23 protein-coding genes are annotated in these 22,608 nt (G+C 71.1%); 15 read left to right on the top strand and 8 right to left on the bottom strand.

Annotation, left to right across the window (positions count from 1 at the left end; all coding sequences use genetic code 11):
• Positions 1-18: 18 nt before the first annotated feature.
• The 7 genes from BLW81_RS20295 to BLW81_RS20265 are packed head-to-tail and all read left to right on the top strand — an operon-like array spanning position 19 to position 4,771.
• Positions 19-423, top strand: a complete 405-nt coding sequence (locus tag BLW81_RS20295; protein ID WP_173839653.1) for a PaaI family thioesterase — start codon at positions 19-21, stop codon at positions 421-423.
• Between the two features lie 58 nt (positions 424-481).
• Positions 482-784: an urease subunit gamma gene (locus BLW81_RS20290; RefSeq protein ID WP_083408729.1), complete on the top strand. Its 303-nt coding sequence runs from the start codon at positions 482-484 to the stop codon at positions 782-784.
• An 8-nt stretch (positions 785-792) separates the two neighbouring features.
• Positions 793-1,107 (top strand): urease subunit beta, encoded by a 315-nt coding sequence (locus BLW81_RS20285; RefSeq protein ID WP_083410692.1) that lies wholly within the window; start codon positions 793-795, stop codon positions 1,105-1,107.
• Positions 1,104-2,825, top strand: coding sequence for an urease subunit alpha (locus BLW81_RS20280; protein WP_083408728.1), 1,722 nt, complete (start codon positions 1,104-1,106; stop codon positions 2,823-2,825). Before BLW81_RS20285 ends, BLW81_RS20280 begins: the two co-directional genes overlap by 4 nt.
• Positions 2,825-3,460 carry an urease accessory protein UreF gene (locus tag BLW81_RS20275; RefSeq protein WP_083408727.1) on the top strand — a complete coding sequence of 212 codons (636 nt, stop codon included), beginning with the start codon at positions 2,825-2,827 and terminating at the stop codon, positions 3,458-3,460. Before BLW81_RS20280 ends, BLW81_RS20275 begins: the two co-directional genes overlap by 1 nt.
• 10 nt (positions 3,461-3,470) lie before the next feature.
• Complete coding sequence (gene ureG, locus BLW81_RS20270) at positions 3,471-4,145, top strand: urease accessory protein UreG (protein WP_083408726.1); 675 nt, start codon at positions 3,471-3,473, stop codon at positions 4,143-4,145.
• On the top strand, positions 4,145-4,771 hold the full coding sequence (locus BLW81_RS20265; protein WP_083408725.1) for an urease accessory protein UreD: 627 nt from the start codon (positions 4,145-4,147) through the stop codon (positions 4,769-4,771). The genes ureG and BLW81_RS20265 overlap by 1 nt, the downstream gene beginning before the upstream one ends.
• Here the strand turns inward: BLW81_RS20265 and BLW81_RS20260 are convergent.
• The 3 genes from BLW81_RS20260 to BLW81_RS20250 form a co-directional block, all read right to left on the bottom strand.
• Complete coding sequence (locus tag BLW81_RS20260; RefSeq protein WP_083408724.1) at positions 4,768-6,141, bottom strand: type II NADH:quinone oxidoreductase Ndh; 1,374 nt, start codon at positions 6,139-6,141, stop codon at positions 4,768-4,770. The genes BLW81_RS20265 and BLW81_RS20260 overlap by 4 nt on opposite strands.
• A 110-nt stretch (positions 6,142-6,251) precedes the next feature.
• Entirely contained in the window at positions 6,252-7,178 is a 927-nt protein-coding gene (locus BLW81_RS20255; RefSeq protein ID WP_083408723.1) for an LLM class F420-dependent oxidoreductase, read from the bottom strand.
• Positions 7,179-7,251: 73 nt separating this feature from the next.
• Complete coding sequence (locus BLW81_RS20250) at positions 7,252-7,923, bottom strand: SDR family oxidoreductase (protein WP_083408722.1); 672 nt, start codon at positions 7,921-7,923, stop codon at positions 7,252-7,254.
• Positions 7,924-8,051: 128 nt separating this feature from the next.
• Here BLW81_RS20250 and BLW81_RS20245 point away from each other — a divergent pair, with 128 nt between their 5' ends.
• The 3 genes from BLW81_RS20245 (at position 8,052) to BLW81_RS20235 (ending at position 11,166) form a co-directional block, all read left to right on the top strand.
• Entirely contained in the window at positions 8,052-8,846 is a 795-nt protein-coding gene (locus tag BLW81_RS20245; RefSeq protein ID WP_083408721.1) for an ABC transporter permease, read from the top strand.
• A 6-nt stretch (positions 8,847-8,852) separates the two neighbouring features.
• Positions 8,853-9,905 (top strand): sulfate/molybdate ABC transporter ATP-binding protein, encoded by a 1,053-nt coding sequence (locus BLW81_RS20240; protein ID WP_083408720.1) that lies wholly within the window; start codon positions 8,853-8,855, stop codon positions 9,903-9,905.
• 220 nt (positions 9,906-10,125) lie between these two features.
• The gene (locus BLW81_RS20235; RefSeq protein ID WP_083408719.1) at positions 10,126-11,166 is read left to right on the top strand and encodes an APA family fibronectin-binding glycoprotein; all 1,041 of its coding nucleotides are present in this window, start codon (positions 10,126-10,128) and stop codon (positions 11,164-11,166) included.
• 72 nt (positions 11,167-11,238) lie between these two features.
• Here BLW81_RS20235 and BLW81_RS20230 read toward each other — a convergent pair whose 3' ends face one another.
• Complete coding sequence (locus BLW81_RS20230) at positions 11,239-11,484, bottom strand: CDGP domain-containing protein (RefSeq protein WP_083408718.1); 246 nt, start codon at positions 11,482-11,484, stop codon at positions 11,239-11,241.
• Positions 11,485-11,698: 214 nt separating this feature from the next.
• On the opposite strand from BLW81_RS20230, the gene BLW81_RS20225 reads away from it, so the two are divergent.
• Positions 11,699-12,709, top strand: a complete 1,011-nt coding sequence (locus BLW81_RS20225; protein WP_407662354.1) for a zinc-binding alcohol dehydrogenase family protein — start codon at positions 11,699-11,701, stop codon at positions 12,707-12,709.
• Here the strand turns inward: BLW81_RS20225 and BLW81_RS20220 are convergent.
• The gene (locus BLW81_RS20220) at positions 12,706-13,182 is read right to left on the bottom strand and encodes a hypothetical protein (protein WP_083408717.1); all 477 of its coding nucleotides are present in this window, start codon (positions 13,180-13,182) and stop codon (positions 12,706-12,708) included. The genes BLW81_RS20225 and BLW81_RS20220 overlap by 4 nt on opposite strands.
• A 116-nt stretch (positions 13,183-13,298) precedes the next feature.
• Between BLW81_RS20220 and BLW81_RS20215 the strand changes: the two genes are divergently transcribed.
• Positions 13,299-13,886, top strand: coding sequence for a CGNR zinc finger domain-containing protein (locus BLW81_RS20215; protein ID WP_083408716.1), 588 nt, complete (start codon positions 13,299-13,301; stop codon positions 13,884-13,886).
• Here the strand turns inward: BLW81_RS20215 and BLW81_RS20210 are convergent, their stop codons facing one another.
• Complete coding sequence (locus BLW81_RS20210) at positions 13,887-14,645, bottom strand: CPBP family intramembrane glutamic endopeptidase (RefSeq protein WP_083408715.1); 759 nt, start codon at positions 14,643-14,645, stop codon at positions 13,887-13,889.
• Positions 14,646-14,656: 11 nt separating this feature from the next.
• Positions 14,657-17,077, bottom strand: a complete 2,421-nt coding sequence (locus BLW81_RS20205; RefSeq protein ID WP_083408714.1) for a phosphoketolase family protein — start codon at positions 17,075-17,077, stop codon at positions 14,657-14,659.
• Between the two features lie 99 nt (positions 17,078-17,176).
• Between BLW81_RS20205 and BLW81_RS20200 the strand changes: the two genes are divergently transcribed.
• The 3 genes from BLW81_RS20200 to BLW81_RS20190 are packed head-to-tail and all read left to right on the top strand — an operon-like array spanning position 17,177 to position 21,809.
• The gene (locus BLW81_RS20200; RefSeq protein ID WP_083408713.1) at positions 17,177-18,049 is read left to right on the top strand and encodes a TIGR03619 family F420-dependent LLM class oxidoreductase; all 873 of its coding nucleotides are present in this window, start codon (positions 17,177-17,179) and stop codon (positions 18,047-18,049) included.
• Positions 18,046-20,337 (top strand): CoA transferase, encoded by a 2,292-nt coding sequence (locus tag BLW81_RS20195; protein WP_083408712.1) that lies wholly within the window; start codon positions 18,046-18,048, stop codon positions 20,335-20,337. The genes BLW81_RS20200 and BLW81_RS20195 overlap by 4 nt, the downstream gene beginning before the upstream one ends.
• Positions 20,337-21,809: an acetyl-CoA acetyltransferase gene (locus tag BLW81_RS20190; protein ID WP_157897976.1), complete on the top strand. Its 1,473-nt coding sequence runs from the start codon at positions 20,337-20,339 to the stop codon at positions 21,807-21,809. Before BLW81_RS20195 ends, BLW81_RS20190 begins: the two co-directional genes overlap by 1 nt.
• On the opposite strand, the gene BLW81_RS20185 is transcribed toward BLW81_RS20190, so the two are convergent.
• Positions 21,810-22,607, bottom strand: coding sequence for an SDR family NAD(P)-dependent oxidoreductase (locus BLW81_RS20185; protein WP_083408710.1), 798 nt, complete (start codon positions 22,605-22,607; stop codon positions 21,810-21,812).
• Position 22,608 lies beyond the last annotated feature (1 nt).

The raw sequence follows: 22,608 nt of genomic DNA, 5'->3' as shown, positions 1-22,608 counted from the left end.
GACGTGTAAACAGTCCGGGTGAGCACCGACATCCCATCTGAGCTGGGGAAGGGTTTCGACACCGAACTGGGCCTGACCTATCTGGAACTCAGTCCCGACGGCGGTCGCGCCCAGCTCGAGATCACCGACAGACTGCTGCAGCCGTGGGGCATCGTGCACGGCGGCGTGTACTGCTCGGTCATCGAGAGCCTGGCCAGCGTCTCCGCCTCGGTCTGGCTCGCCGAGCACGGCGGCGGGACCGTCGTGGGCGTCAACAACAACACCGACTTCCTGCGCGCCATCCGAGCGGGCACCGTCACCGCGGAGTCCACCCCGATCCACCGCGGCCGGCGCCAGCAACTGTGGCTGATCACCATCACCGACGAGGACGGCCGGACCGTCGCGCGCGGTCAGGTCCGGCTGCAGAACCTGCCTGCCGAGTAGCCACGCCGCCACCCGCGTGCGCTGCTGAGGGCCGCGCGCCGTGGCAATATCGCGCACTATGCGATTGACGCCGCATGAACAGGACCGGCTGCTCGTCTCGTACGCGGCCGAACTCGCCCGCCGCCGACAGGCCCGCGGGCTCAAGCTCAACCATCCCGAGGCCGTCGCGGTCATCACCGACCACCTTCTCGAAGGCGCCAGGGACGGCCGCACCGTGGCGGAGTTGATGGTCAGCGGCCGCGAGGTGCTCAGCCGCGACGACGTGATGGAGGGAGTGCCGGAGATGCTCGACGACGTCCAGGTGGAGGCCACGTTCCCGGACGGGACCAAGCTCGTCACCGTCCACCACCCGATCCCGTGAGCCGGCCGATGATCCCCGGTGAGGTCCTGCACGGCGACGGCGACGTCGAGATCAACGCGGGTGCCGCGCGGCTCGAGCTCGAGGTGGTCAACACCGGCGACCGACCCGTCCAGGTCGGCAGCCACGTCCACCTGCCCCAGGCCAACGCCGCGCTGTCGTTCGACCGCGACGCCGCGCACGGCCACCGGCTCGACATCCCGGCCGGCACCGCGGTGCGCTTCGAACCCGGTGTCGCCCAGCAGGTTTCGCTGGTCCCGCTGGGCGGGAGCCGTGAGGTCTACGGGTTGAGCCTGACCCCGCCCGGCCGGCTGGACGCCCGATGAGCGGGCTGTCGCGGGCCAGGTATGCCGCGCTGTTCGGGCCGACGACCGGCGACCGGATCCGGCTGGCCGACACCGACCTGTTCATCGAGATCACCGAGGACCGCAGCGGCGGCCCGGGCCTGGCGGGCAACGAGGCGGTGTTCGGCGGCGGCAAGGTGCTGCGCGAGTCGATGGGGCAGTCCCGCGCGACCCGCGCCGACGGCGCCCCCGACACCGTCATCACCGGCGCGGTGATCCTCGACTACTGGGGAGTCATCAAGGCCGACATCGGGATTCGCGACGGGCGGATCACCGCCATCGGCAAGGCCGGCAACCCCGACATCATGCCCGGTGTCCACCCCGACCTGGTGGTGGGCCCGTCGACCGAGGTCATCGCAGGCAACGGCCGCATCGTCACCGCCGGGGCGATCGACTGCCACGTCCACCTGATCTGCCCGCAGATCATGGAGGAGGCGCTCGGCGGCGGGATCACCACGATCGTCGCGGGCGGCACCGGACCCGCCGAGGGCAGCAAGGCCACCACCGTCACCCCGGGCGCCTGGCATCTGGCCAGGATCCTCGAGTCGCTGGACACCTGGCCGTTGAACGTCGCGCTGCTCGGCAAGGGCAACACCGTCAGCACCGACGCGCTGTGGGAGCAGTTGCGCGGTGGCGCAGCCGGTTTCAAGCTGCACGAGGACTGGGGGACCACACCGGCCGCGATCGACGCCTGCCTGACCGTCGCCGAGGCGGCCGGTGTGCAGGCCAACATCCACACCGACACGCTCAACGAGATGGGGTTCGTCGAGGACACCCTCGCCGCGATCAAGGGCCGGTCGATCCACGCCTACCACACCGAGGGCGCCGGCGGCGGGCACGCACCCGACATCATCACCGTCGCCGGTCAACCGAACGTGCTGCCCAGTTCGACGAACCCGACGCGGCCGCACACCGTCAACACCCTCGACGAACACCTCGACATGCTGATGGTCTGCCATCACCTCAATCCTGCTGTGCCAGAAGATCTTGCGTTCGCCGAGAGCCGGATCCGGCCGTCGACCATCGCGGCCGAGGATCTGCTGCACGACATCGGCGCGATCTCGATGATCGGCAGCGACGCACAGGCGATGGGCCGCATCGGCGAGGTGGTGCTGCGCACCTGGCAGACCGCGCACGTGATGAAGCGCCGCCGCGGCGCACTCGAGGGCGACGGGGCGGCCGACAACAACCGCGCGCGCCGCTACGTCGCGAAGTACACGATCTGCCCGGCGGTGGCCCACGGCCTCGACGGTGAGATCGGCTCGGTCGAGGTCGGCAAGCTCGCCGACCTGGTGCTGTGGGAGCCGGCGTTCTTCGGTGTCCGACCGCACGCGGTGATCAAGGGCGGCATGATCGCCTGGGCAGCGATGGGGGATGCGAACGCCTCGATCCCGACCCCGCAGCCGGTGCTGCCGCGGCCGATGTTCGGCGCCGCGGCACCGGCGGCCGCCGCCACGTCGGTGCACTTCGTCGCGCCGCAGGCCATCGAGGACGGGCTGGCCGACCGCATCGACGTCAAGCGCCGGCTGGCGCCGGTGGGCAACGTCCGGCACGTCGGCAAGGCGCAGATGCCGCTCAACGACGCGCTGCCCCGCATCGAGGTCGACCCCGACACGTTCACGGTGCGAATCGACGGGGAGGTGTGGCAGGAGCAGCCGGCCGCCGAACTGCCGATGGCGCAACGCTATTTCCTGTTCTGATGACGCACCTCACGACGCTGCTGGCGCTGGCCGATTCGCGGTTGCCGACCGGTGGGCACGTGCACTCCGGTGGCGTCGAGGAGGCGGTGACCAGCGGGTTGGTCTCCGACGTGCCGACGCTGGGCGCGTATCTGCGGCGCCGGGTCCGCACGCAGGGGCTGGTGTCGGCGTCGCTGGCCGCGGCCGTGCACGCGGGCAGCCTGTCGGTGGCGGCCGCCGACCGCGAGACCGACGCACGCACCCCGGCGCCCGCCGCCCGCGAGGCGTCGCGCGCGCAGGGCCGCGGGCTGGTGCGGCTCGCCCGCCGGGTGTGGCCCGCAGAGGACTGGACCGGGCTCGGCGCGACGCCGCATCTCGCGGTCGCGGCCGGAATGGTCGGCCGCGCAGCGGGATTGACACCCGAGCAGACCGCGCTGTCGGTGGTCTACACGACCATGACGGGCAGCGCGACCGCCGCGCAGCGCCTGCTGGCCCTCGATCCCGGCGACGTCGCCGCGCTCACGTTCGAGTTGGCGCCGTGCTGCGACCTGACCGCCGCCGCGGCGGTCAAAGAACTCGCCGATCTGTCCGACCCGCTGCTCGACGTGCTGGCCCAGCGGCACACGCAACGCGAGCGCCCCCTGTTCGTGTCGTGAAAGGACCACCATGCCACCGCATTACCTCGACGGAGACCTCCACCAGCACCCGCAGCGGCCCAAACGCGAACGGCGGCAGGGCGAGCCGTTGCGCATCGGCGTGGGCGGGCCGGTCGGCTCCGGCAAGACCGCGCTCGTGGCGGCACTGTGCAGGCAGCTGCGCGACGAGTTGTCGCTGGCGGTGCTGACCAACGACATCTACACCACCGAGGACGCCGACTTCCTGCGGCGCAACGCGGTCCTGCCCGACGAGCGGATCGCCGCCGTTCAGACCGGCGGGTGCCCGCACACCGCGATCCGCGACGACATCACCGCGAACCTGGACGCGATCGACGACCTCGTCGCCGCACACCCCGGCCTGGACCTGATCCTGGTCGAGTCGGGCGGCGACAACCTGACCGCCACGTTCTCCTCGGGCCTGGTCGACGTGCAGATCTTCGTCGTCGACGTGGCGGGCGGGGACAAGGTGCCGCGCAAGGGCGGACCCGGGGTGACGTTCTCGGATCTGTTGGTCATCAACAAGACCGACCTCGCGCCACTGGTCGGCGCCGACCTCGACGTGATGCGCCGCGACGCCGCCGCTGTCCGCGGGGAACGGCCCTTCGTGCTGGTGTCGCTGGCCGAGGATCCCGCGGCCACCCCGGTGCTGGCGTGGGTGCGCGAGCAACTGCGGGTGCCGGTCTAGTGCGCTCCGAGGTCCTGATCGCCGCGCGCCCGCACCGCCGCCCGCACATCGAGTGCACGGGGGCGCTGGCCGCCCGGCTCACCGAACCGCAGACCGTGCATCTGGTGTCGGCGGCGGCCACCCCACTCGGCGGCGACTACCTCCACATCCGGGTGGTGGTGGAGGCCGGCGCCACCCTGCGGGTGCGCAGCGCGGCCGCCACGGTCGCGCTGCCGGGTCCGGCCACGCTGGAGTCGCACGCGGTGTGGACGCTCGACGTCGACGGGCACCTCGACCTGGATCCGGAGCCGACGATCGTCGCGGCCGCGTCGCGGCACCACGCGTCGACCCGGCTACGCATCGGCAGCACCGGCAGCGTCCGCCTGCGCGAGCGGGTGCAGATCGGCAGAACCGATGAGCGCCATGGCTTTTGGTCCGGTGCGCTGCACGCCGACGTGGACGACACACCGCTGCTGCGGCACCGCGTCGAGCTGGGCGCCGGCTCGGTCACCGACGACGAGCTCGGCACCCCGATGGCGGCGATCAGCGAACTGCACTACCCCGACGACGGCGCACCGACCGCGGGCACGCCGTTGGCACTGGCCGCGGGCGGCTGCCTGTCGACGTGGCAGGGCCGACGGCTCTAGCTGGCCGCCTTCTCGGAATCCTGCAGCGAGGCGGCGATCTCCTCGAGTTCCTCGATACGGGTTCGCGCGTACGCCTGCTGCTCGGTGATCGTGAGGTTGCCGCGCTGCGTCGACAGGAACGTCACCGTCCACGACACCAGCGTGGTCAGCTTGCGCCGGAACCCGACCAGGTAGATCAGGTGCAGCCCGAGCCACGCCAGCCACGCGATGAACCCACCGAACTCCAGCGGACCGATCTTGGCGACCGCCGAGAACCGCGACACCGTCGCCATCGAGCCCTTGTCGAAGTACTTGAACGGCTCGCGCTGGCTGCGGTCGGCACCCTTGAGCTCGGCCTTGATCGCGTCGGCGGCGTACTTGGCGCCCTGGATCGCGCCCTGCGCCTGCCCGGGCACGCCCTCGACGTGCGCCATGTCGCCGACGACGAACACATTCGGGTGTCCGGGAATCGTCAGATCGGGCTGCACGAGCACGCGCCCGGCGCGGTCGACCTCGGCCTCGGACTGCTCGGCGATGATCCGGCCCAGCGGGCTGGCCTGCACACCGGCCGACCACACCTTGGTGGCCGACTCGATGCGCCGGATCGTGCCGTCGGAGTCCTTGACCGTGATGCCGTTGCGGTCGACGTCGGTGACCATGGCGCCGAGCTGGATGTCGACGCCCATCTTCTCGAGCCGCGCCTGGGCCTTCTTGCCCAGTTTCTCGCCCATCGGCGGCAGCACCGCGGGCGCCGCGTCGAGCAGGATCACCCGGGCGGTCGTCGAATCGATATGGCGGAACGCGCCTTTGAGCGTGTGATCGGCCAATTCGGCGATCTGCCCGGCCATTTCGACGCCTGTCGGCCCGGCACCGACCACGGTGAAGGTCAGCAGCTTCTCGCGGCGCGCCGGATCGCTGGAACGCTCGGCCTGCTCGAACGCGCTCAGGATCCGCGCCCGCAACTCCAGCGCGTCATCGATCGACTTCATGCCCGGTGCCCACTCCGCGAAGTGGTCGTTGCCGAAGTAGGACTGACCCGCGCCGGCCGCGACGATCAGCGTGTCGTAGGGCGTGACGTAGGTGTGGCCCAACAACTCCGACTTGACCGTGCGGGCGGCCAGATCGATGTGGGTGACGTCGCCGAGCAGCACCTGGCAGTTCTTGTGCTTGCGCAGGATCATCCGGGTGGGCGGCGCGATCTCGCCGGACGGGATGATGCCGGTCGCGACCTGGTACAGCAGCGGCTGGAACAGGTGGTGCGTGGTCTTGGCGATCATCTTGACGTCGACGTCGGCCCGCTTGAGTTTCTTGGCAGCGGTCAGCCCACCGAACCCTGACCCGATGATCACGACCTTGTGTCGATCAGATGCAGTGGCTCCGGGATGGCTCATGTTGGGCTCCTCGACGGTGCTTCACGTGCAGTTCTACCCGTTACGGTAGTCGCCCGAACCTGCTATCGACGATTCCCTTTGCTGTGGCATATCCCACGTCGCAGCCGGGATTAACCGCCCAGCAGCGGGGTCAGCAGCTTGCCCAACTCGGTGATCCCGCCGGGCTGGTAACCGTTGAGGCTCGTGACCGGGCTGAGGATCACCCCGCCGACGCCGGCGTCGAGGATCTTGGTCTGGACCTGCTCGGCGATCTGCTCCGGGCTGCCGTAGACGGCCTGCTGCTTGAAGTCGTCGGGAATGACGTCGGCGGTCACGTTCTCGTCGATGATCGCGACCGCGAGCACGCTGGTCTCCAGCGTCGCGGGGTCGCGGTCGATGCGCTCACAGTTCTCCTTGACGACCTGCACCTTGCGCGGCAATTCGTCGAAGCCCGCGATGATGTTGAGGTGGTCGAAGTGCCGCGCGGCCAGCGGAATCGTCTTCTTCTCGCCGCTGCCACCGATCATCAGCGGAATGTGGTCGCGGAAGCGGGGTTCGGCCATCGCCTCCTTGGCGCGGTAGTACTTGCCCTCGACGGTGGGGCGCTCACCACGCAGCATCGGCAGGATGATCTCCAGGGCCTCGCCGAGCTTGTTGAAGCGATCGGTGAACGTGCCGAACTCGTAGCCGAGGCTGTCGTGCTCGAGTTCGTACCAGCCGGTGCCGATGCCCAGCACCGCGCGGCCCTGGCTGACCACGTCCAGCGTCGTGATCGCCTTGGCCAGCAGGGTGGGGTTGCGGTAGGTGTTACCGGTGACCAGCGTGCCCAGCTGCACCCGCTCGGTCGCGGTGGCCAGCCCGCCCAGCGCGGTGTAGGCCTCGAGCATCGGCTGATCGGGGGTGCCCAGCCCCGGTAGTTGGTAGAAGTGGTCCATCACGAAGACCGAGTCGTAGCCGGCGGCCTCGGCTTCCTGCGCCTGCGCGATGACGGTGGGGAAGATCTGCGGCACACCGGTGCCGTAGGAGAAGTTCGGGATCTGAAGTCCGAGTTTGATCATGGGCTTCACGTAATCACAGCTAAGCGGGGCGAGCACCCCGTTTAGCTACCGGCGAACGCCGGAATAAATCCGCCTAGCCGAAGTTCGCGAGTGCGCCCTGGCTGACATGCAGCGTCTGGCCGGTGATGTGACGGGCCGCAGGGGTGCTGAGAAACAGTGCGAGCCTTGCGATTTCGTCGGCAACCGCGGGCGGGGTGCGGGACAGCCCGTCGTAGCCCGGTTCGGCGCTGCGACCGGAGGCGACCGCGTTGACGGTGATCCCACGGGTACCGAAGTGGGCGGCCTGGCCGGCGGTCCAGTCGGAGACCGCGGCCTTGATCGCCGCTTCGGCGCTGCCCTCGGCGGGGTTCTCGGGCACCACGGTCACGATGGAGCCGCCCGAGCGCAGATGGTCGCCGAGGATCTGCACGGTCAGCACCGCCGACACCACGGTCGCGTCCAGCGCCGAGCGCCAGGCGGTGGCCAGGTCGGCCAGCGAGTAGGTGCGCGGATCGCCGGCATCGAAGCGCGGGGCCGGCACGTTGACGATGGTGTCCAGGTGGTGCGGGAACTGCGGCCGGGCGGCCTCGAGGCTGGCCGGATCGGTGTTGTCGAACACGATCGCGTCGACGTCGAGTTCCTTGGCGGCGACCTCGAGCTCGTCGCGGCGGGCGCCGGCGACCACGACGTGGTGGCCGTCCTCGCGGAAGCCCTGGGCGACTGTGCGGCCAACATCGGTGTCACCACCGGTGACGAGCACCTCCATGGCGCGACCTCCCTGTCGTGTTCGACGCTGAATCCCCGCCAATGTTACTGGACAGTAGCTAGCAGACGAAACCGGCACGCGGGCCGATGTCCTAGGGTTTGGTCCGTGAGCCGGAGGGTGGCACCGGGGTGAACGCTTCCGCTGGTCTGCCGCGGTGGATCTACGTACCCGCCGCCCTCGGCGCGGTGTTCGTCGCGCTGCCGCTGATCGCGATCGCGGCCAGGGTCGACTGGCCCGACTTCGTGCACCTGATCAGCAGCGAGTCCTCGGTCACCGCGTTGTTGCTCAGCCTGCGCACGGCCGCCGCCAGCACGGCGCTGTGCCTGCTGCTCGGCGTCCCGCTGGCGCTGGTGCTGGCCCGCACCGACAGCCGCTTGGTGCGCGCCGCCCGGCCGGTCATCCTGTTGCCGCTGGTGCTGCCGCCGGTCGTCGGCGGGCTGGCCCTGCTCTACGCCTACGGCAGGCTCGGCCTGGTCGGCGAGCACCTCGAGGCGGCCGGGATCCGGATCGCGTTCACGACGACGGCTGTCGTGCTGGCGCAGACGTTCGTATCGCTGCCCTTCCTGGTCATCGCGCTGGAAGGGGCGGCGCGCACGGCAGGCGCCGATTACGAGCAGGTGGCCGCGACGCTGGGCGCCCGGCCCAGCCGGGTGTGGTGGCGGGTCACGCTGCCGCTGTTGGCGCCCGGACTGGTGTCCGGCGCGGTGCTGGCGTTCGCCCGGTCACTGGGGGAGTTCGGCGCGACGCTGACCTTCGCGGGCTCCCGGCAGGGCGTCACGCGCACCCTGCCGCTGGAGATCTATCTGCAGCGCGAGGCCGACCCCGACGCCGCGGTGGCGTTGTCCCTGCTGCTGGTCGCGGTGGCCGCTGTCGTCGTGCTCGGCGTCGGCAGCCGCCGGTTACGGGGCGCCAGTGCCTGGTAGCGCGCGGTGACTGGCATCGAGGTGCGCGCGGTGGTCGAGAGCCGCGGCATCGAGGCGGCCTTCGACGTCGCTGCGGGTGCGGTGCTGGCGGTGCTCGGCCCGAACGGGGCGGGGAAGTCCACGCTGCTGCACGTCATCGCGGGCCTGCTGCGACCGGACGCCGGGGTCGTGCGCGTGGGAGAGCGGGTGCTGACCGACACCGGATCCGGCCGCCACGTGCCCACCCACGACCGGCGGGTCGGCCTGCTGCTGCAGGATGCGCTGCTGTTTCCGCACCTGAGCGTGCTGGCCAACGTCGCGTTCCCGCCGGGCAGCAGCCGCCCCGAGCACTGGCTGGCCGAGGTCGACGCCGCCGACCTCGCCGGGCGCCGGCCCCGTCAGCTGAGCGGGGGACAGGCGCAGCGGGTGGCGCTGGCCAGGGCGCTGGCCGCCGAACCCGACGTGCTGCTGCTCGACGAGCCGCTGGCCGGGCTCGACGTGGCCGCGGCGGCGGCCATGCGCACCGTGCTGCGCCGCGTGCTCACCCGCGACGGACGGTCCGCCGTCCTGGTCACCCACGATGTGCTCGACGTGCTGACGCTGGCCGACCGGGTTTTGGTTCTCGAAGACGGGAAGATCGCCGAAACCGGTTCCACCGCAACGGTTCTGGCGACTCCACGCAGCAGGTTCGGGGCCCGGTTCGCCGGGGTGAACCTGGTCGCGGGTACCGCGGGCGACAGCGGGGTGCTGACCACGCCGTGGGGACAGACATGGCACGGCGTGGCCGCCGACGACGTGGTGACGGGCCGACCGGCGGTGGCCCTGTTCAACCCGGCGGCCGTCGCGGTCTACCGGGACAAACCGTCCGGCAGCCCGCGCAACACGGTCGACGTCGTGGTCGCCGAACTCGACAGCCGCGGCCCGGTGATCCGGATCCGTGCCGAGGCCCAGCCGGACGGCGGGCCGGGCCTGGCCGCCGACGTCACGCCGGACTCCGCGGCCGAGCTGCGCCTCACGCCCGGCGACCGGGTCCACTTCGCGGTCAAGGCGCAGGCGGTCATGCTGCATCCTTCTGCGTAACGGAGGCGCGCCGCGCCGCGAGAAACGGAGAAGAGGACCGGTTGCGACGGCGATACCCGCGACCCGCCCACGCCCAGACGGGCGTGGGACGCGCTGCTGTGTCAGCAATTCGATAAACGCTGTCTATCTGAGGTTTTTCTCTACACAGCTATTTCAAATCGTGACCCTTTTTCAGCAACACACACTTGCGTCACGGCGGTAACACGGTAGTTTCTTCCCCATGGATCTGCCGGACGCGAATTCTCACCACCGCAGGCGCCGCTCGACGAAGTTGGCGATGGCGACGCTGGCCGGTGCCACTGCGGCGGCGCTCGCGCTGCCTTCGGTGGCGCAGGCGCAGCCCGAACCCACACCGCCGCCGCCTCCGCCGGGCAACACCTTCCTGCAGGGTCCGCCTCCTCCGCCGCCGCCGGGCGCGCCCGCCCCGCCGCCCGCGGACCCCAACGCTCCGCCCCCGCCTCCGCCACCACCGGGTGAGCCGCTGCCGCCGGGCGCACCGCCGGCGCCGCCTGCGGACCCGAACGCACCGCCGCCCCCTCCGCCGGCCGATCCCGGCCGGGTCGATGTCCCCGAAGGCGGACTCAGCTATGTCGTTCCCGCGGGCTGGAAGGTCTCCGACTCCACCCAGTTGTCGTACGGTCAGGCACTGCTGACCAAGATCACCCCCGAGGGCGCCGAACCGCCGAGCGACACCAGCGTGCTGCTGGGCCGCCTCGACCTGAAGCTGTTCGCGGGCGCCGAGACCGACAACACCAAGGCCGCGCAGCGGTTGGCCTCGGACATGGGCGAGTTCTTCATGCCCTTCCCGGGCACCCGGCTCAACCAGGAGACGGTGCCGCTCGACGCGAACGGCATGCCCGGGGTGGCGTCGTACTACGAGGTGAAGTTCACCGACACGAACAAGCCGAACGGTCAGATCTGGGCGGGCGTCGTGGGCAATCCGGTCGAGCCCGGCACGCCGCGCGGCCAGCGCACCCCCGAACGCTGGTTCGTGGTCTGGCTCGGCACCGCGAACAATCCGGTGCCCAAGGACGAAGCGGTGACGCTCGCCAACTCGATCCGGCCGTATGTCGCGCCGCCGCCTCCGCCGCCCGCGGATCCCAACGCGCCGCCACCGCCGCCGGACCCGAACGCGCCGCCGCCGGATCCCAACGCACCGCCACCGCCGGCGGATCCGAACGCACCGCCGGCCCGCCCCGGTGTCGGGGTGGCCGTCCCGGTCGCACCGGAGAACGCGCCGGGGATGCTTCCTCCCAGCTGACAGAAACGAATCGGGTTCACTCCGCGGCTTCGGCCGGGGAGTGAACCCGATGTCGTTTCAGCGGACGGTGTTTCAGGGACCGACGCGCGGCGGGTTCGCATTCGCGACGTTCAGGATGAAGCAGTTCGTCCCGCCGAAGCCCATGGCGCCCGCGGTCTGGCACCGTTCGAAGTTGCCGTCGGCGCTGACCGGACCGTCACAGATCGTGCCGCCGCCCCACGGCGTCCACCCGCCCTGGCACCCGGCGCTGGCCGGCGCGGCGAAGGCGATGCTGCCGGCCGCCATCGCGCCGACCGCCAGTGCGACAAGTGTTTTCATCTTCCACCCTCTCTTCGCGGTACCGGCATTCTGCGACCGGTACGAAGCCCCTTCACGCGGACCGTCGGACAGCCGCCGTGACCTCCAGGTTATTCCGTCGTTATGACATAGGAATCGGGATTTTCCCTACCTTCTCCCGGTGGCGGAACGCAAATCCGCATCGTTCGACGGTGAACGACTGGTGCCGTGGCAGATCCGGCGCGACGATGGCGTGATGACCTCGACCATGACGGCCTGGCAGGTCCGGCGTCCGGGCCCGGTGCGGACCCGACCGCTGGAGCGCGCGCAGGTTCCGGTACCGCATCCGGGTCCCGGTGACCTTCTGGTCGCGGTGCGCGCCTGCGGGGTGTGCCGCACGGATCTGCATGTCGCCGAGGGCGATCTGGCCGTGCACCGGGCCGACGTCGTGCCTGGCCACGAGGTCGTCGGCGAGGTGGTCGCTCTCGGAGAGGACGCCGGCGGGTTCGCGGTCGGGGACAGGGTCGGCATCGCGTGGCTGCGCCACACCTGCGGGCGGTGCCGGTACTGTCTGCGCGGATCCGAGAACCTGTGCCCGCAGTCCCGTTACACCGGCTGGGACGCCGACGGCGGGTACGCCGAATATGCCACGGTGCCAAGCGCTTACGCCCATCGCCTGCCGGACGGCTACAGCGACGCGGAGCTGGCGCCGCTGCTGTGCGCGGGCATCATCGGCTACCGCGCGCTCATGCGGGCCGAGCTGCCCGCCGGCGGGCGGCTGGGCATCTACGGGTTCGGCGGCAGCGCACACCTGACCGCGCAGGTGGCGCTGGCCCAGGACGCCGAGGTCCACGTCATGACGCGCGGTGAGCGAGCGCGCGAGTTGGCGCTGGAGCTGGGCGCGGCGTCGGCTCAGGGGGCCGCCGACCGGCCGCCGGTCGCCCTCGACGCGGCCATCCTGTTCGCACCGGTCGGCGATCTGGTGCCGCCGGCCCTGGAGGCGCTCGACCGCGGCGGCATCCTGGCCGTCGCCGGTATCCACCTGTCCGACATCCCGACGCTGAACTACCAGCGCCACCTGTTCCAGGAGCGGCAGTTGCGTTCGGTGACGTCGAACACGCGTGCCGACGCCCGGGCGTTCTTCGAGTTCGCGGCCGCGCACCGCATCGCGGTCACCAGCCCGCAGTATCCGCTGGACCGGGCCGACGAGGCGCTTGCCGACCTGGCGGCCGGCCGCGTCTCGGGCGCCGCGGTGCTGACGATCTAGAGTTCGGCCAGCGCCGCACCCAACCGGCCCGTCAGATCGCCGCGGCCGTACCGGTACAGCGGCCCGGTGCCGTCGGCGAGCAGCGTGCGGAGCCGGGCCATCCCGCGGGCCGACACCGGACGCGGCGAGTGCAACCGCAGGGTGATGGCGTCGATCAGGTCTTCGGCGGCAGCGATGTTGCGGGTGTTCAGCGGCACCCGTGAGGACATCAGGGGTCCGCGTCCGCGGGCGTCCTGCACGACGCGGCGCAGTGCGCGCGCGAGCGACTCGCGTTCTTTGCGCGACGTCAGCCGTGCGCAGTGGGCCGCCAGCGCGCTGCCTGCGGGGGCCGGGCCCCCGACCGCGATCCGGCGGTCGAAGCTGCCCGCTTTCACGCGGGCGACCACGCGGGCGAGCAGCGGCGCGGGTGCGGGGGCGGCCGGCGCGGGAGCGGGACGGGTGGGCAGGACCTGGTGCACTGAGTTGTCAGACATATCCATCGGTTTCGTTCGTTCGGCAGTGTGTGACGTAATGACCACTAATCACGTTACACAGGTCACGCGTGACTAGTCAAATTGCTTTACCGGTTACGTGTCCGTACTCTGGAGGCATGAGCTCTGCACCACGCACCTGGCTCGGTGACACCGAGACCAAGCCGGCGCCGCCGGGGCTGGCACGCATCCAGAGCCTGATCAACACCTTCGAATTGCCGACGGGCCCGGACCGCCTGGCGCACCGCGACGACGCCCGGCCGTGGCTGCACGAACAGGGCCTGCTCGGCGCCGCCGACGACGTGAACGACGACGACCTGCGGTTCCTGCGCGAGGTGCGCGAGGCGTTCCGCGCGATGGTGGTCAGCAATGCGGGTGGGCCGGCCCCGACCGCGGCGGCGCTGGCGCCGCTGCGGGCGGTCGCGGCCGCCGGCGCGGCGCACGCCGAACTCGGCGACGACGGTCAGGTGCGGTTGGGGGCGACGGGTGACTCGCTGCGCGACCGGGTCGTCGAGCTGCTGCTCGCGGTCCGCGACGCCCAGCGTGACGGCACCTGGCCGCTTCTGAAGGCCTGCGCGAACGAGGAGTGCCTGTGGGCGTTCTACGACCGGTCCCGCAACCACGGCGGGACGTGGTGCTCGATGTCGACGTGCGGCAACAAGCTCAAGAACCGCGAGTTCCGCGCCCGCAGGCGCGCGCCGAACTGATCAGGTCGACAGGTGCCACACGAAGGCCGCGGCCAGGGCCCCGAGCCCGTTGAGCGACCAATGAAGCGCGATCGGAGCGATCAGGCTGCCGCTGCGCCGCCGTAGCCAGGTGAACACGAACCCGGCGACGGCGGTCGCGGCCACCGCGAGCACCACACCCGCGACGGTGCCCAGGATCCCGCCGCCGAACAGCCGGGTGAACCCGACGTTGCTGCTGGTCAGCCCGAACGAGGTGGCGATGTGCCAGAGCCCGAACAGCAGTGAGCCGCCCGCGGCCACCCCACGCCAGCCCCAGGCGCGGTTCAGCGCGCCGTGCAGGACACCGCGGAACGCCAGCTCCTCGGGGATCACGGTCTGCAGCGGGATGATGATCATCGACGCGATCAGGGCGCCCGAGATCGTCGCGTAGTTGTTGTTCATGAACATCGGCCGGGTCCACGGCAGCAGCGCGCCGACCGCGATGACCGTGAGCACCACGCCGACGGCGGCCAGCGCGTAGCCCGCGCCGGCCCGCCAGTGCTCGCGGCTCAGCCCCAGTTCGGCCCAGCCCAGCCCGCGGGAGCGGACCAGCGCCACCAGCAGCACGGCCGCCGCGGGCACCGTCGCGACGCTGGCCCACGGCGTGGTGAAGTGCGCGATCAGGTTCGTCAGCGCAAGCACCACCACGACCACGGCGATGTCGACGTAGGTGCGGAAGTGGTGCAGCGCGGAGAGCTGTTCGACCAGCGGGTGCTGGGCTGACGCGGCGTGGTCGGACACGAGAATTCAGTCTAGCGATCGCGTTCGCTGCGAGTGTCCTGCGACAGCGACGGGCCTTGATAGGCGGGGTCCCAGGTCCAGTCGGAGATCGCCGGGTCGTCCTCGCCGTGCTCGCGGGTGTAGCTCCTGGCCGCCAGCCGGGCGTCGATCATCCGCTGGCGCAGCACCGCGGCGCGGTTGGCCAGTCCCGGAACACGGTCGATGACGTCGAGCACCAGGTGGAACCGGTCCAGGTCGTTGAGCATCACCATGTCGAACGGCGTGGTGGTGGTGCCCCGCTCCTTGAACCCGCGCACGTGCAGGTTGGCGTGGTTGGTGCGCCGGTACGTCAGCCGGTGGATCAGCCACGGATAGCCGTGGTAGGCGAAGATCACCGGCTTGTCCGCGGTGAACAGCGAGTCGAACTCGTGGTCGGACATCCCGTGCGGGTGTTCGGTGTCGGGTTGCAGGCGCATGATGTCGACGACGTTGATCACGCGCACCGCCAGCTCGGGCAGTTCGCGGCGCAGGATGTCGGCGGCGGCCACCGTTTCGAGCGTCGGGATGTCCCCGGCACACGCCAGCACCACATCGGGTTCGCGCCCGGTCGAACTGCTCGCCCACTCCCAGATGCCCAGCCCCCGGGCGCAGTGCGCGATCGCCTCGTCCATGCTCAGGTACGTCAGCGCCGGCTGCTTGCCCGCGACGATCACGTTGACGTAGTGGCGGCTGCGCAGGCAGTGGTCGGCCACCGACAGCAGCGTGTTGGCGTCCGGCGGCAGATACACCCGCACCACCTCGGGGCGCTTGTTGGCGACGTGGTCGATGAAGCCGGGGTCCTGGTGCGAGGCTCCGTTGTGGTCCTGCCGCCAGACATGGCTCGTCAGAAGGTAATTGAGCGACGCGATCGGCCGCCGCCAGGACAGCTCCCTGCTGCTCGAGAGCCACTTGGCGTGCTGGTTGAGCATCGAGTCGACGATGTGCACGAAGGCCTCGTAGCAGTTGAACAACCCGTGCCGACCGCTCAGCAGATAGCCCTCGAGCCAGCCCTGACACAGGTGTTCGGAGAGCACCTCCATCACCCGGCCCTCGGGGCCGAGGTTCTCGTCGTCGGGGTCGAGCTCACCCAGCCACACCTTGTCGGTGGCTTCCAGGGTCGTCGACAGGCGGTTCGACGCCGTCTCGTCGGGGCCCATCAGCCGGAACCGGTCGGCGTTGCGGACGATGACGTCGCGCAGGAAGGTGCCGAGCACGCGGGTCGCCTCGGCCGACTCCGACGCGGGCTCGTCGACCGTCACGGCGTAGTCGGTGAACGGCGGCAGGTCGAGGTCCTTGAGCAGCTGTCCGCCGTTGGCGTGGGGGTTGGCGCTCATCCGCCGCGGGCCCTGCGGGGCGAGGGCCCGCAGGTGTGGCCGCAGCGCGCCGTCGTCGTCGAACAGTTCCTCGGGCCGGTAGCTGCGCAGCCAGTCCTCCAGCTGCGCGCGGTGTTCGGGGTTGGTGTGGGTCTGCGACAACGGAACCTGATGCGACCGCCAGGTGCCTTCGACCTTCTTGCCGTCGACGGTGCGCGGCCCGGTCCAGCCTTTCGGCGTGCGCAGCACCACCATCGGCCACAGCGGACGGCCGGACTCGCCGTCGAGCCGCGCGGCCCGCTGGATCGCGGCGATCTGGTCGAACGCCTCGTCGAACGCGGTGGCCAGTTGCTGGTGCACGTTGGCCGGATCATCGCCGGCAACGGTGATCGGCCGGTAGCCGTAGCCGAACAGCAGCGACTCCAGCTCCTCCTGCGGAATCCGCGACAGCACGGTCGGATTGGCGATCTTGTAGCCGTTCAGGTGCAGGATCGGCAACACCGCGCCGTCGGTGACCGGGTTGAGGAACTTGTTGGAGTGCCAGCTCGCCGCCAGCGGGCCGGTTTCGGCCTCGCCGTCGCCGATGACGCAGGCCACCACCAGTTCGGGGTTGTCGAACGCGGCGCCGTAGGCGTGCACCAGCGCGTACCCGAGTTCGCCGCCCTCGTGGATCGACCCGGGCGTCTCGGCCGCGACGTGGCTGGGGATGCCACCGGGAAAGGAGAACTGCCGGAACAGCTTTCGCAGCCCGTCGGTGTCCTCGGAGATGTTGGAGTACACCTCGCTGTAGGTGCCCTCGAGATACGCGTTGGCCACCAGGCCGGGACCGCCGTGGCCCGGACCGGTGATGTAGATGACGTCGGCGTCGCGCTCGCGGATGATCCGGTTGAGGTGCGCGTAGATCAGGTTCAGGCCCGGGGTGGTGCCCCAGTGGCCGAGCAGTCGCGGTTTGACGTGGTCGGCCGAGAGCGGCTCGCGCAGCAGCGGATTGTCGAGCAGGTAGATCTGTCCGACGGACAGGTAGTTGGCCGCTCGCCAGTAGGCGTCGAGCAGGGTGAGCTCGTCATCGGAGAGTGTGGGGGACAGTGCCTGCGCAGTCATCGGCAGTCGGGTACCCGCTGAGCCGGTCGCTACGCATGCGCCGAGGGTGGGCATAACTGGTCCAGGCAGCGGCAAACCGGACCGTCTAGCCTGTCCAGCGTGTTGGGATTCGCGCTGCCACAGTACGGAGCATCGGCCCGCGCCGATATCGCTCGCTTCGCGTCCGCCGCCGAGGAGATGGGCGCCGACAGCCTCTGGGTCGGTGACCGGCTGATCGCGGCCGTGGACCCCAGCGTCGGTTACCCCGGCTCGGACACCATCCCCGAGCAGTTCCGCGCCGGCTTCGATCCGTTCATCGCGCTGGCGCTGGCCGCGGCGGTCACCGAGCGGGTGACGCTGGGGGCCAGCGTTCTCGTCGCCCCCTGGTATCAGCCGGTGATGCTGGCCCGGCAGCTGACCGCGATCGACGTGGCCAGCGGCGGGCGGCTGCGGCCCGGTTTGGGGATCGGCTGGTCGCCTGAGGAGTTCACCGCCGCCGGCGCACCGTTCCGCCGCCGCGGGGCGCAGCTCGACGAGATGCTCGACGCGCTCGAGTCGATCTGGACCACCAACCCGGCCGCCCATGACGGCGAGCACTGGACGCTGCCGCCGTCGTGGATCGACCTCAAACCCGCGCAGCGGCCCCGCCCGCCGATCTACCTGTCGGCGTTGACCCCGGCCGCGCTCGAGCGGGTGGGGCAGCGCGCCGACGGCTGGCTGCCCGTGGCGGTGGTGCCCGACTTCGTCATGCCCGACGTGCTCACCATGCAGCGTCAGACCATCGACGACGCGGCCCGGGCGGCGGGCCGCGATCCCGCCGACATCCACACCGCGGTGCGCATCAACGTCTCCGAGGGCGCCACCCCCGACACCGTCGCCGAAGCGGTGCGGGTGCTGGCCGACGGCGGTTACCCCGACGTGTTCGTCGACCTCATGTATGTCGCCGAGGACACCGACGACTACCTGCGATGGGCGGAACGGCTGTTGGCATGAACCAGCCGCTGCTCGACGCGGTGCGGGTCCTCGACCTAGGCGGCGCGGGATCCGACGGCGTCGGCCGGTTACTCGCCGACCTCGGGGCCGACGTGCTGAAGATCGAGCCGCCCGGGGGCAGCCCGGACCGCGGCGCCGCTCCCGCCGTGGCCGGGATGAGCGTGGCGTTCGCGGTGCACAACGCGAACAAGCGCTGCGCCGTGCTGGATCCGGCCGATCCCGAACACCGCCGCGCGCTCGTCGAACTCGCCGGCGGCGCCGACATCGTCGTCGACGGCGGGATTCCCGGCGGTGCAGCGCAATTCGGCACCTCCTGTGTCGAACTGGCGCAGCGGTTCGGCCACCTGGTCGCGTTGTCGGTCACCGACTTCGGCACCACCGGACCGTACGCGTCGTGGCGCGCGACCGACCCGGTGCTGTACGCGTTGTCGACCGCGCTGTCGCGCACCGGGCCGACGGCGGGCACCCCGGTGTCGCCGCCGGTCGGCCTGGCCTCCGGAACCGCGGCCGCCCAGGCGGCGTGGGCGGCGCTGGCCGCGTACTACCGCCGGTTGCGCAGCGGCGCAGGCGAATACATCGACTTCTCCCGCTTCGAGGGGGTGCTGCAGTCGCTGGACCCGCCCTTCGGTTCGGAGGGGCAGGCGGCCGTCGGGATCAAGAAGACCACCGAGATCTGGCGCGGCAGGCCGCGCAACCAGAACATCTACCCGATCTTCGACTGTGCGGACGGGCGGGTGCGGCTGTGCCTGCTCTCGCCGCGGCAGTGGCGCGGGATGCGCGCCTGGCTCGGCGAACCCCTCCAGTTCGCGGACCCGAAGTTCGACACCATCGCGGCGCGCTACGCGGCGTCGCGGGAACTCAACGCCGCGATCGCCGCGCTGTTCGCCGGCCGGACGATGGGCGAGCTGGTCGCCGAGGGCCAGGCCCGCGGCGTGCCGGTCGCGGCGGTGCTGACCCCGGCAGAGGCGTTGGCGGCCGAGCACTTTCGCGCCGCCGGGGCGTTGACCACCGTGCGACTCGGCAGCGCCGACGTCGTGGCACCCGTCGGTCCGTTCGTCGTCGACGGTGGCCGCGCCGGCGTGCGCTGGTTCGCGCCGCCCGCCGGATCGAGCGCACCGGCGTGGTCGGACCCACCGCTGGGCGCCGGCACGGCCGCGACGCGACGGCCGTTCGACGGGGTGCGCATCCTCGACCTGGGCGTGATCGTCGCCGGCGGCGAACTGGGCCGGTTGTTCGCCGACCTCGGCGCCGACGTCATCAAGGTGGAGAGCGCCGCCTACCCCGACGGTCTGCGGCAGACCCCGCCCGGCCAGGTGATGAGCAGGTCGTGGGCGCTGACACACCGCAACGAACGCAGCCTCGGACTCGACCTGCGCCACCCCGACGGTGCCGCGCTGTTCGCCAGGCTGGTCGCCGAGTCCGACGCGGTCTTCGCCAACTTCAAGCCCGGAACGCTTGCCGCACTGGGATTCCCGTATGAACGGCTGCGGCAGCTCAACCCTCGGATCGTGCTCGCCGAGAGCAGCGCGTTCGGGGCGACGGGCCCGTGGAGCGAGCGGATGGGCTACGGGCCGCTGGTGCGGGCCGCCACCGGCGTCAGCTCACTGTGGGCCGACGACGGGGAGTACTACGACGCGACCACGATCTTTCCGGACCACGTGTCGGCGCGGACCACCGCGATCGGTGCGCTCGCCGCGCTGATCCGGCGGGAGCGCACCGGCGCCCCCGCGCACGTGCACGTCTCCCAGGCCGAAACGGCCATCCATCAGTTGGCGGCAAGCTACATCGCCGAATCCGCCCGCGCCGCGGGCCTGGACGTGGCCGAGGGCACCGACGTGCATGCGGTGTATCCGTGCGCCGGCGACGACGAATGGTGCGTCGTCTCCCTCGAATCCGACGCGGACGGTGGGCGACTCGCCGGGCTGACCGGGAGCGTGGATATGGTGGGCTGGACCGGTAGCCGGGACAAGACGGAGGTGGCGCAGCTGCTGCAGGAGGCAGGCGTGGCGGCGGCCCCGATGAACCGTGCGGTCGACATCCCGACCGATCCGCAGGTGCGGGCGCGAAAGGTGTTCACCGACATGACGCACCGGCTGTTCGAATCGCCGCTGCTGACCGAGACCGGGCCCGCCCCGTTCATCGACATCCCGCCGGCCGAGCTGCGTCCGGCCCCGACGGCGGGGGAGCACACCCGCGAGATCTGCCGCGAATTGCTCGGCATGCCGGGCGACGAGACCGAGCGGCTGATCGCGTGCGGCGCGCTGTTCGCCGATGACGAAAGGACATGATGGATCCCAGGACACCGGTGCTGGTCGGCTACGGACAGGTCAACCAGCGCGACGAGCACCCCGAGGTCGAGCCGGTCGATCTGATGGTCGCGGCCGCGCGCGCCGGCGCCGATCCACGGGTACTGCAGACCGTCGACTCGGTGCGGGTGGTCAATCTGCTGTCGTGGCGGTACCGCGATCCGGGTCTGCTTCTGGCGCAACGTATTCGCGCTTCCGATGCCCGCACCCGCTATACCGGCATCGGCGGCAACACGCCGCAGTCACTGGTCAACGAGGCCTGCCGCGACATTCAAGCCGGGCGCGCCGACGTCGTGCTGATCGCCGGCGCCGAGACGTGGCGCACGCGAAGCCGGTTGCGGCGCAACGGCCGCAAACCGGACTGGACGCGCCAGGACGAGTCGGTGCCGATGGCCGACGGCGCCGACGACGGCGGGGTGCCGATGGCCGGACCCGCCGAGAACCGCATCCACCTCGACCGGCCTGCCTACGTCTACCCGATGTTCGAGCAGGCACTGCGGATCGCCGCGGGCCGCTCGCCCGAGGAGCACCGGCGGCACCTCGGCGAACTGTGGGCCCAGTTCAGCGCGGCGGCCGCGGCCAATCCGCACGCGTGGAACCGCACCGCGCTGTCCGGTGAGCAGATCTGGCGCGAGGGTCCCGACAACCGGATGATCAGCTGGCCGTACCCCAAGCTGATGAACTCCAACAACATGGTCGACCAGGCCGCGGTGCTGGTGCTGGCGGCCGCCGAGAAGGCCGAGTATCTGCAGATCCCGAAGGAGCGCTGGGTGTTTCCCTACGCGGGCACCGACTCCCACGACACCTATGCGATCGGCGAGCGGGCCGAGTTCCACACCTCCCCGGCGATCCGGATCGGCGGCCGGCGCGCCCTCGAACTGGCCGGCCTCGACATCGACGACGTCGACCTGATCGACCTGTATTCGTGCTTCCCGTCCGCGGTGCAGGTCGCCGCCACCGAACTCGGGCTGCCGATCGGCGATCCCGCCCGGCCCCTCACCGTGACGGGCGGTCTGACGTTCGCGGGCGGGCCGTGGAACAACTACGTCACCCACTCGATCGCCACCATGGCCGAACGGCTCGCCGCCGAGCCGGGCAAGCGCGGGCTGGTCACCGCCAACGGCGGCTACCTCACCAAGCACAGTTTCGGCGTCTACAGCGCCGAACCGCCGGCACACGGATTCCGTTGGGAGGACGTCCAGCCCGCCGTCGACCGGGAACCGACCCGGACCGCCGTGGTCGAGTGGGAAGGTGTCGGGACGGTGGAGAGCTGGACGACACCGTTCGATCGCGACGGCGCGCCGGAAAAGGCGTTCCTGTCGGTGCGCACCCCCGACGACGCGCGGGTGCTCGCGGTGATCGGCGATGCGGCCGAGGCGGCGGCGACGGTCGACGACGACATCGCCGGGGCGAAGGTGCGGGTCAACGCCGATGGGACCGCGGCGCTGGTCTGATCACTCGAGATCCGCCAGCAGCCGGTCGATCCGGTTCCGCGCGGCCTCTGCGGCGCCGGGACCGACGACGGCGTGCACCCGGTCCGCCTCGACCGCGGCGATCGCGGCGTCGGCGACCACCGCCGGGCTGATCGCACCGCGCATCGCGTCGTCGTCGCGGTCGTTGGGCACGCTGACCGCGCCGGGTGGGGTGAGCGCCGCCGAGTTCGGGCCCAGCGGCGTGTCGACCATGCCGGGGCAGAGCACGGTGGCGCCCAATTGCGGTGATGCGGAGCGCAATTCGACATTCAACGTCTCGGTCAGGCCGACCACGGCGTGCATGGTCGCGCTGTAGGGCGCCAGGTCGGGCAGTGCGATCAGGCCGCCTGCGGAGGCGGTGTTGAGGAAGTGGCCCGTCCCTTGGGTGATGAGGATCGGCGCGAAGGTCCGCACCCCGTTCACGGCTCCCATGAGTTTGACGTCGATCAGCCGGCGCCACGTCGGCAACGCCTGCTCCCACGCCGGCGTCTGTTCGCAGACGACGCCCGCGTTGTTGCACACCAGGTCGACGCGGCCGAAGCGGTCGAGGGTGGTGTCGGCCAGGGCGTCGACCTCGGCGGCCTCGCGCACGTCGACCCGCACCCCGGCGGCGGCGCCCGGGCGGTCCGACAGGGCGTCGACCGCCGCGGGGATCGCGTCCTCGCGGATGTCGGCGATCATCACCGCGACACCGCGTCGGGTCAGGTGGTCGGCGAGCGCGAAGCCGATGCCGCTGGTTCCGCCGGTCACGACCGCGACCTGTCCGGATTCGATCTTCACG

The organism is Mycolicibacterium rutilum, from assembly GCF_900108565.1.
Taxonomy (GTDB): Bacteria; Actinomycetota; Actinomycetes; order Mycobacteriales; family Mycobacteriaceae; genus Mycobacterium; species Mycobacterium rutilum.
This window is presented reverse-complemented; position numbering and strand designations above follow the sequence as displayed.

Coding starts and splice junctions, on each gene's coding strand:
- BLW81_RS20290 (WP_083408729.1), top strand. CDS start 482: ATGCGATTGACGCCGCATGAACAGGACCGGCTGCTCGTCTCGTACGCG.
- BLW81_RS20285 (WP_083410692.1), top strand. CDS start 793: ATGATCCCCGGTGAGGTCCTGCACGGCGACGGCGACGTCGAGATCAAC.
- BLW81_RS20280 (WP_083408728.1), top strand. CDS start 1,104: ATGAGCGGGCTGTCGCGGGCCAGGTATGCCGCGCTGTTCGGGCCGACG.
- BLW81_RS20275 (WP_083408727.1), top strand. CDS start 2,825: ATGACGCACCTCACGACGCTGCTGGCGCTGGCCGATTCGCGGTTGCCG.
- ureG (WP_083408726.1), top strand. CDS start 3,471: ATGCCACCGCATTACCTCGACGGAGACCTCCACCAGCACCCGCAGCGG.
- BLW81_RS20260 (WP_083408724.1), bottom strand. CDS start 6,141: ATGAGCCATCCCGGAGCCACTGCATCTGATCGACACAAGGTCGTGATC.
- BLW81_RS20255 (WP_083408723.1), bottom strand. CDS start 7,178: ATGATCAAACTCGGACTTCAGATCCCGAACTTCTCCTACGGCACCGGT.
- BLW81_RS20250 (WP_083408722.1), bottom strand. CDS start 7,923: ATGGAGGTGCTCGTCACCGGTGGTGACACCGATGTTGGCCGCACAGTC.
- BLW81_RS20235 (WP_083408719.1), top strand. CDS start 10,126: ATGGATCTGCCGGACGCGAATTCTCACCACCGCAGGCGCCGCTCGACG.
- BLW81_RS20230 (WP_083408718.1), bottom strand. CDS start 11,484: ATGAAAACACTTGTCGCACTGGCGGTCGGCGCGATGGCGGCCGGCAGC.
- BLW81_RS20225 (WP_407662354.1), top strand. CDS start 11,699: ATGACCTCGACCATGACGGCCTGGCAGGTCCGGCGTCCGGGCCCGGTG.
- BLW81_RS20220 (WP_083408717.1), bottom strand. CDS start 13,182: ATGTCTGACAACTCAGTGCACCAGGTCCTGCCCACCCGTCCCGCTCCC.
- BLW81_RS20215 (WP_083408716.1), top strand. CDS start 13,299: ATGAGCTCTGCACCACGCACCTGGCTCGGTGACACCGAGACCAAGCCG.
- BLW81_RS20205 (WP_083408714.1), bottom strand. CDS start 17,077: ATGACTGCGCAGGCACTGTCCCCCACACTCTCCGATGACGAGCTCACC.
- BLW81_RS20195 (WP_083408712.1), top strand. CDS start 18,046: ATGAACCAGCCGCTGCTCGACGCGGTGCGGGTCCTCGACCTAGGCGGC.
- BLW81_RS20190 (WP_157897976.1), top strand. CDS start 20,337: ATGGATCCCAGGACACCGGTGCTGGTCGGCTACGGACAGGTCAACCAG.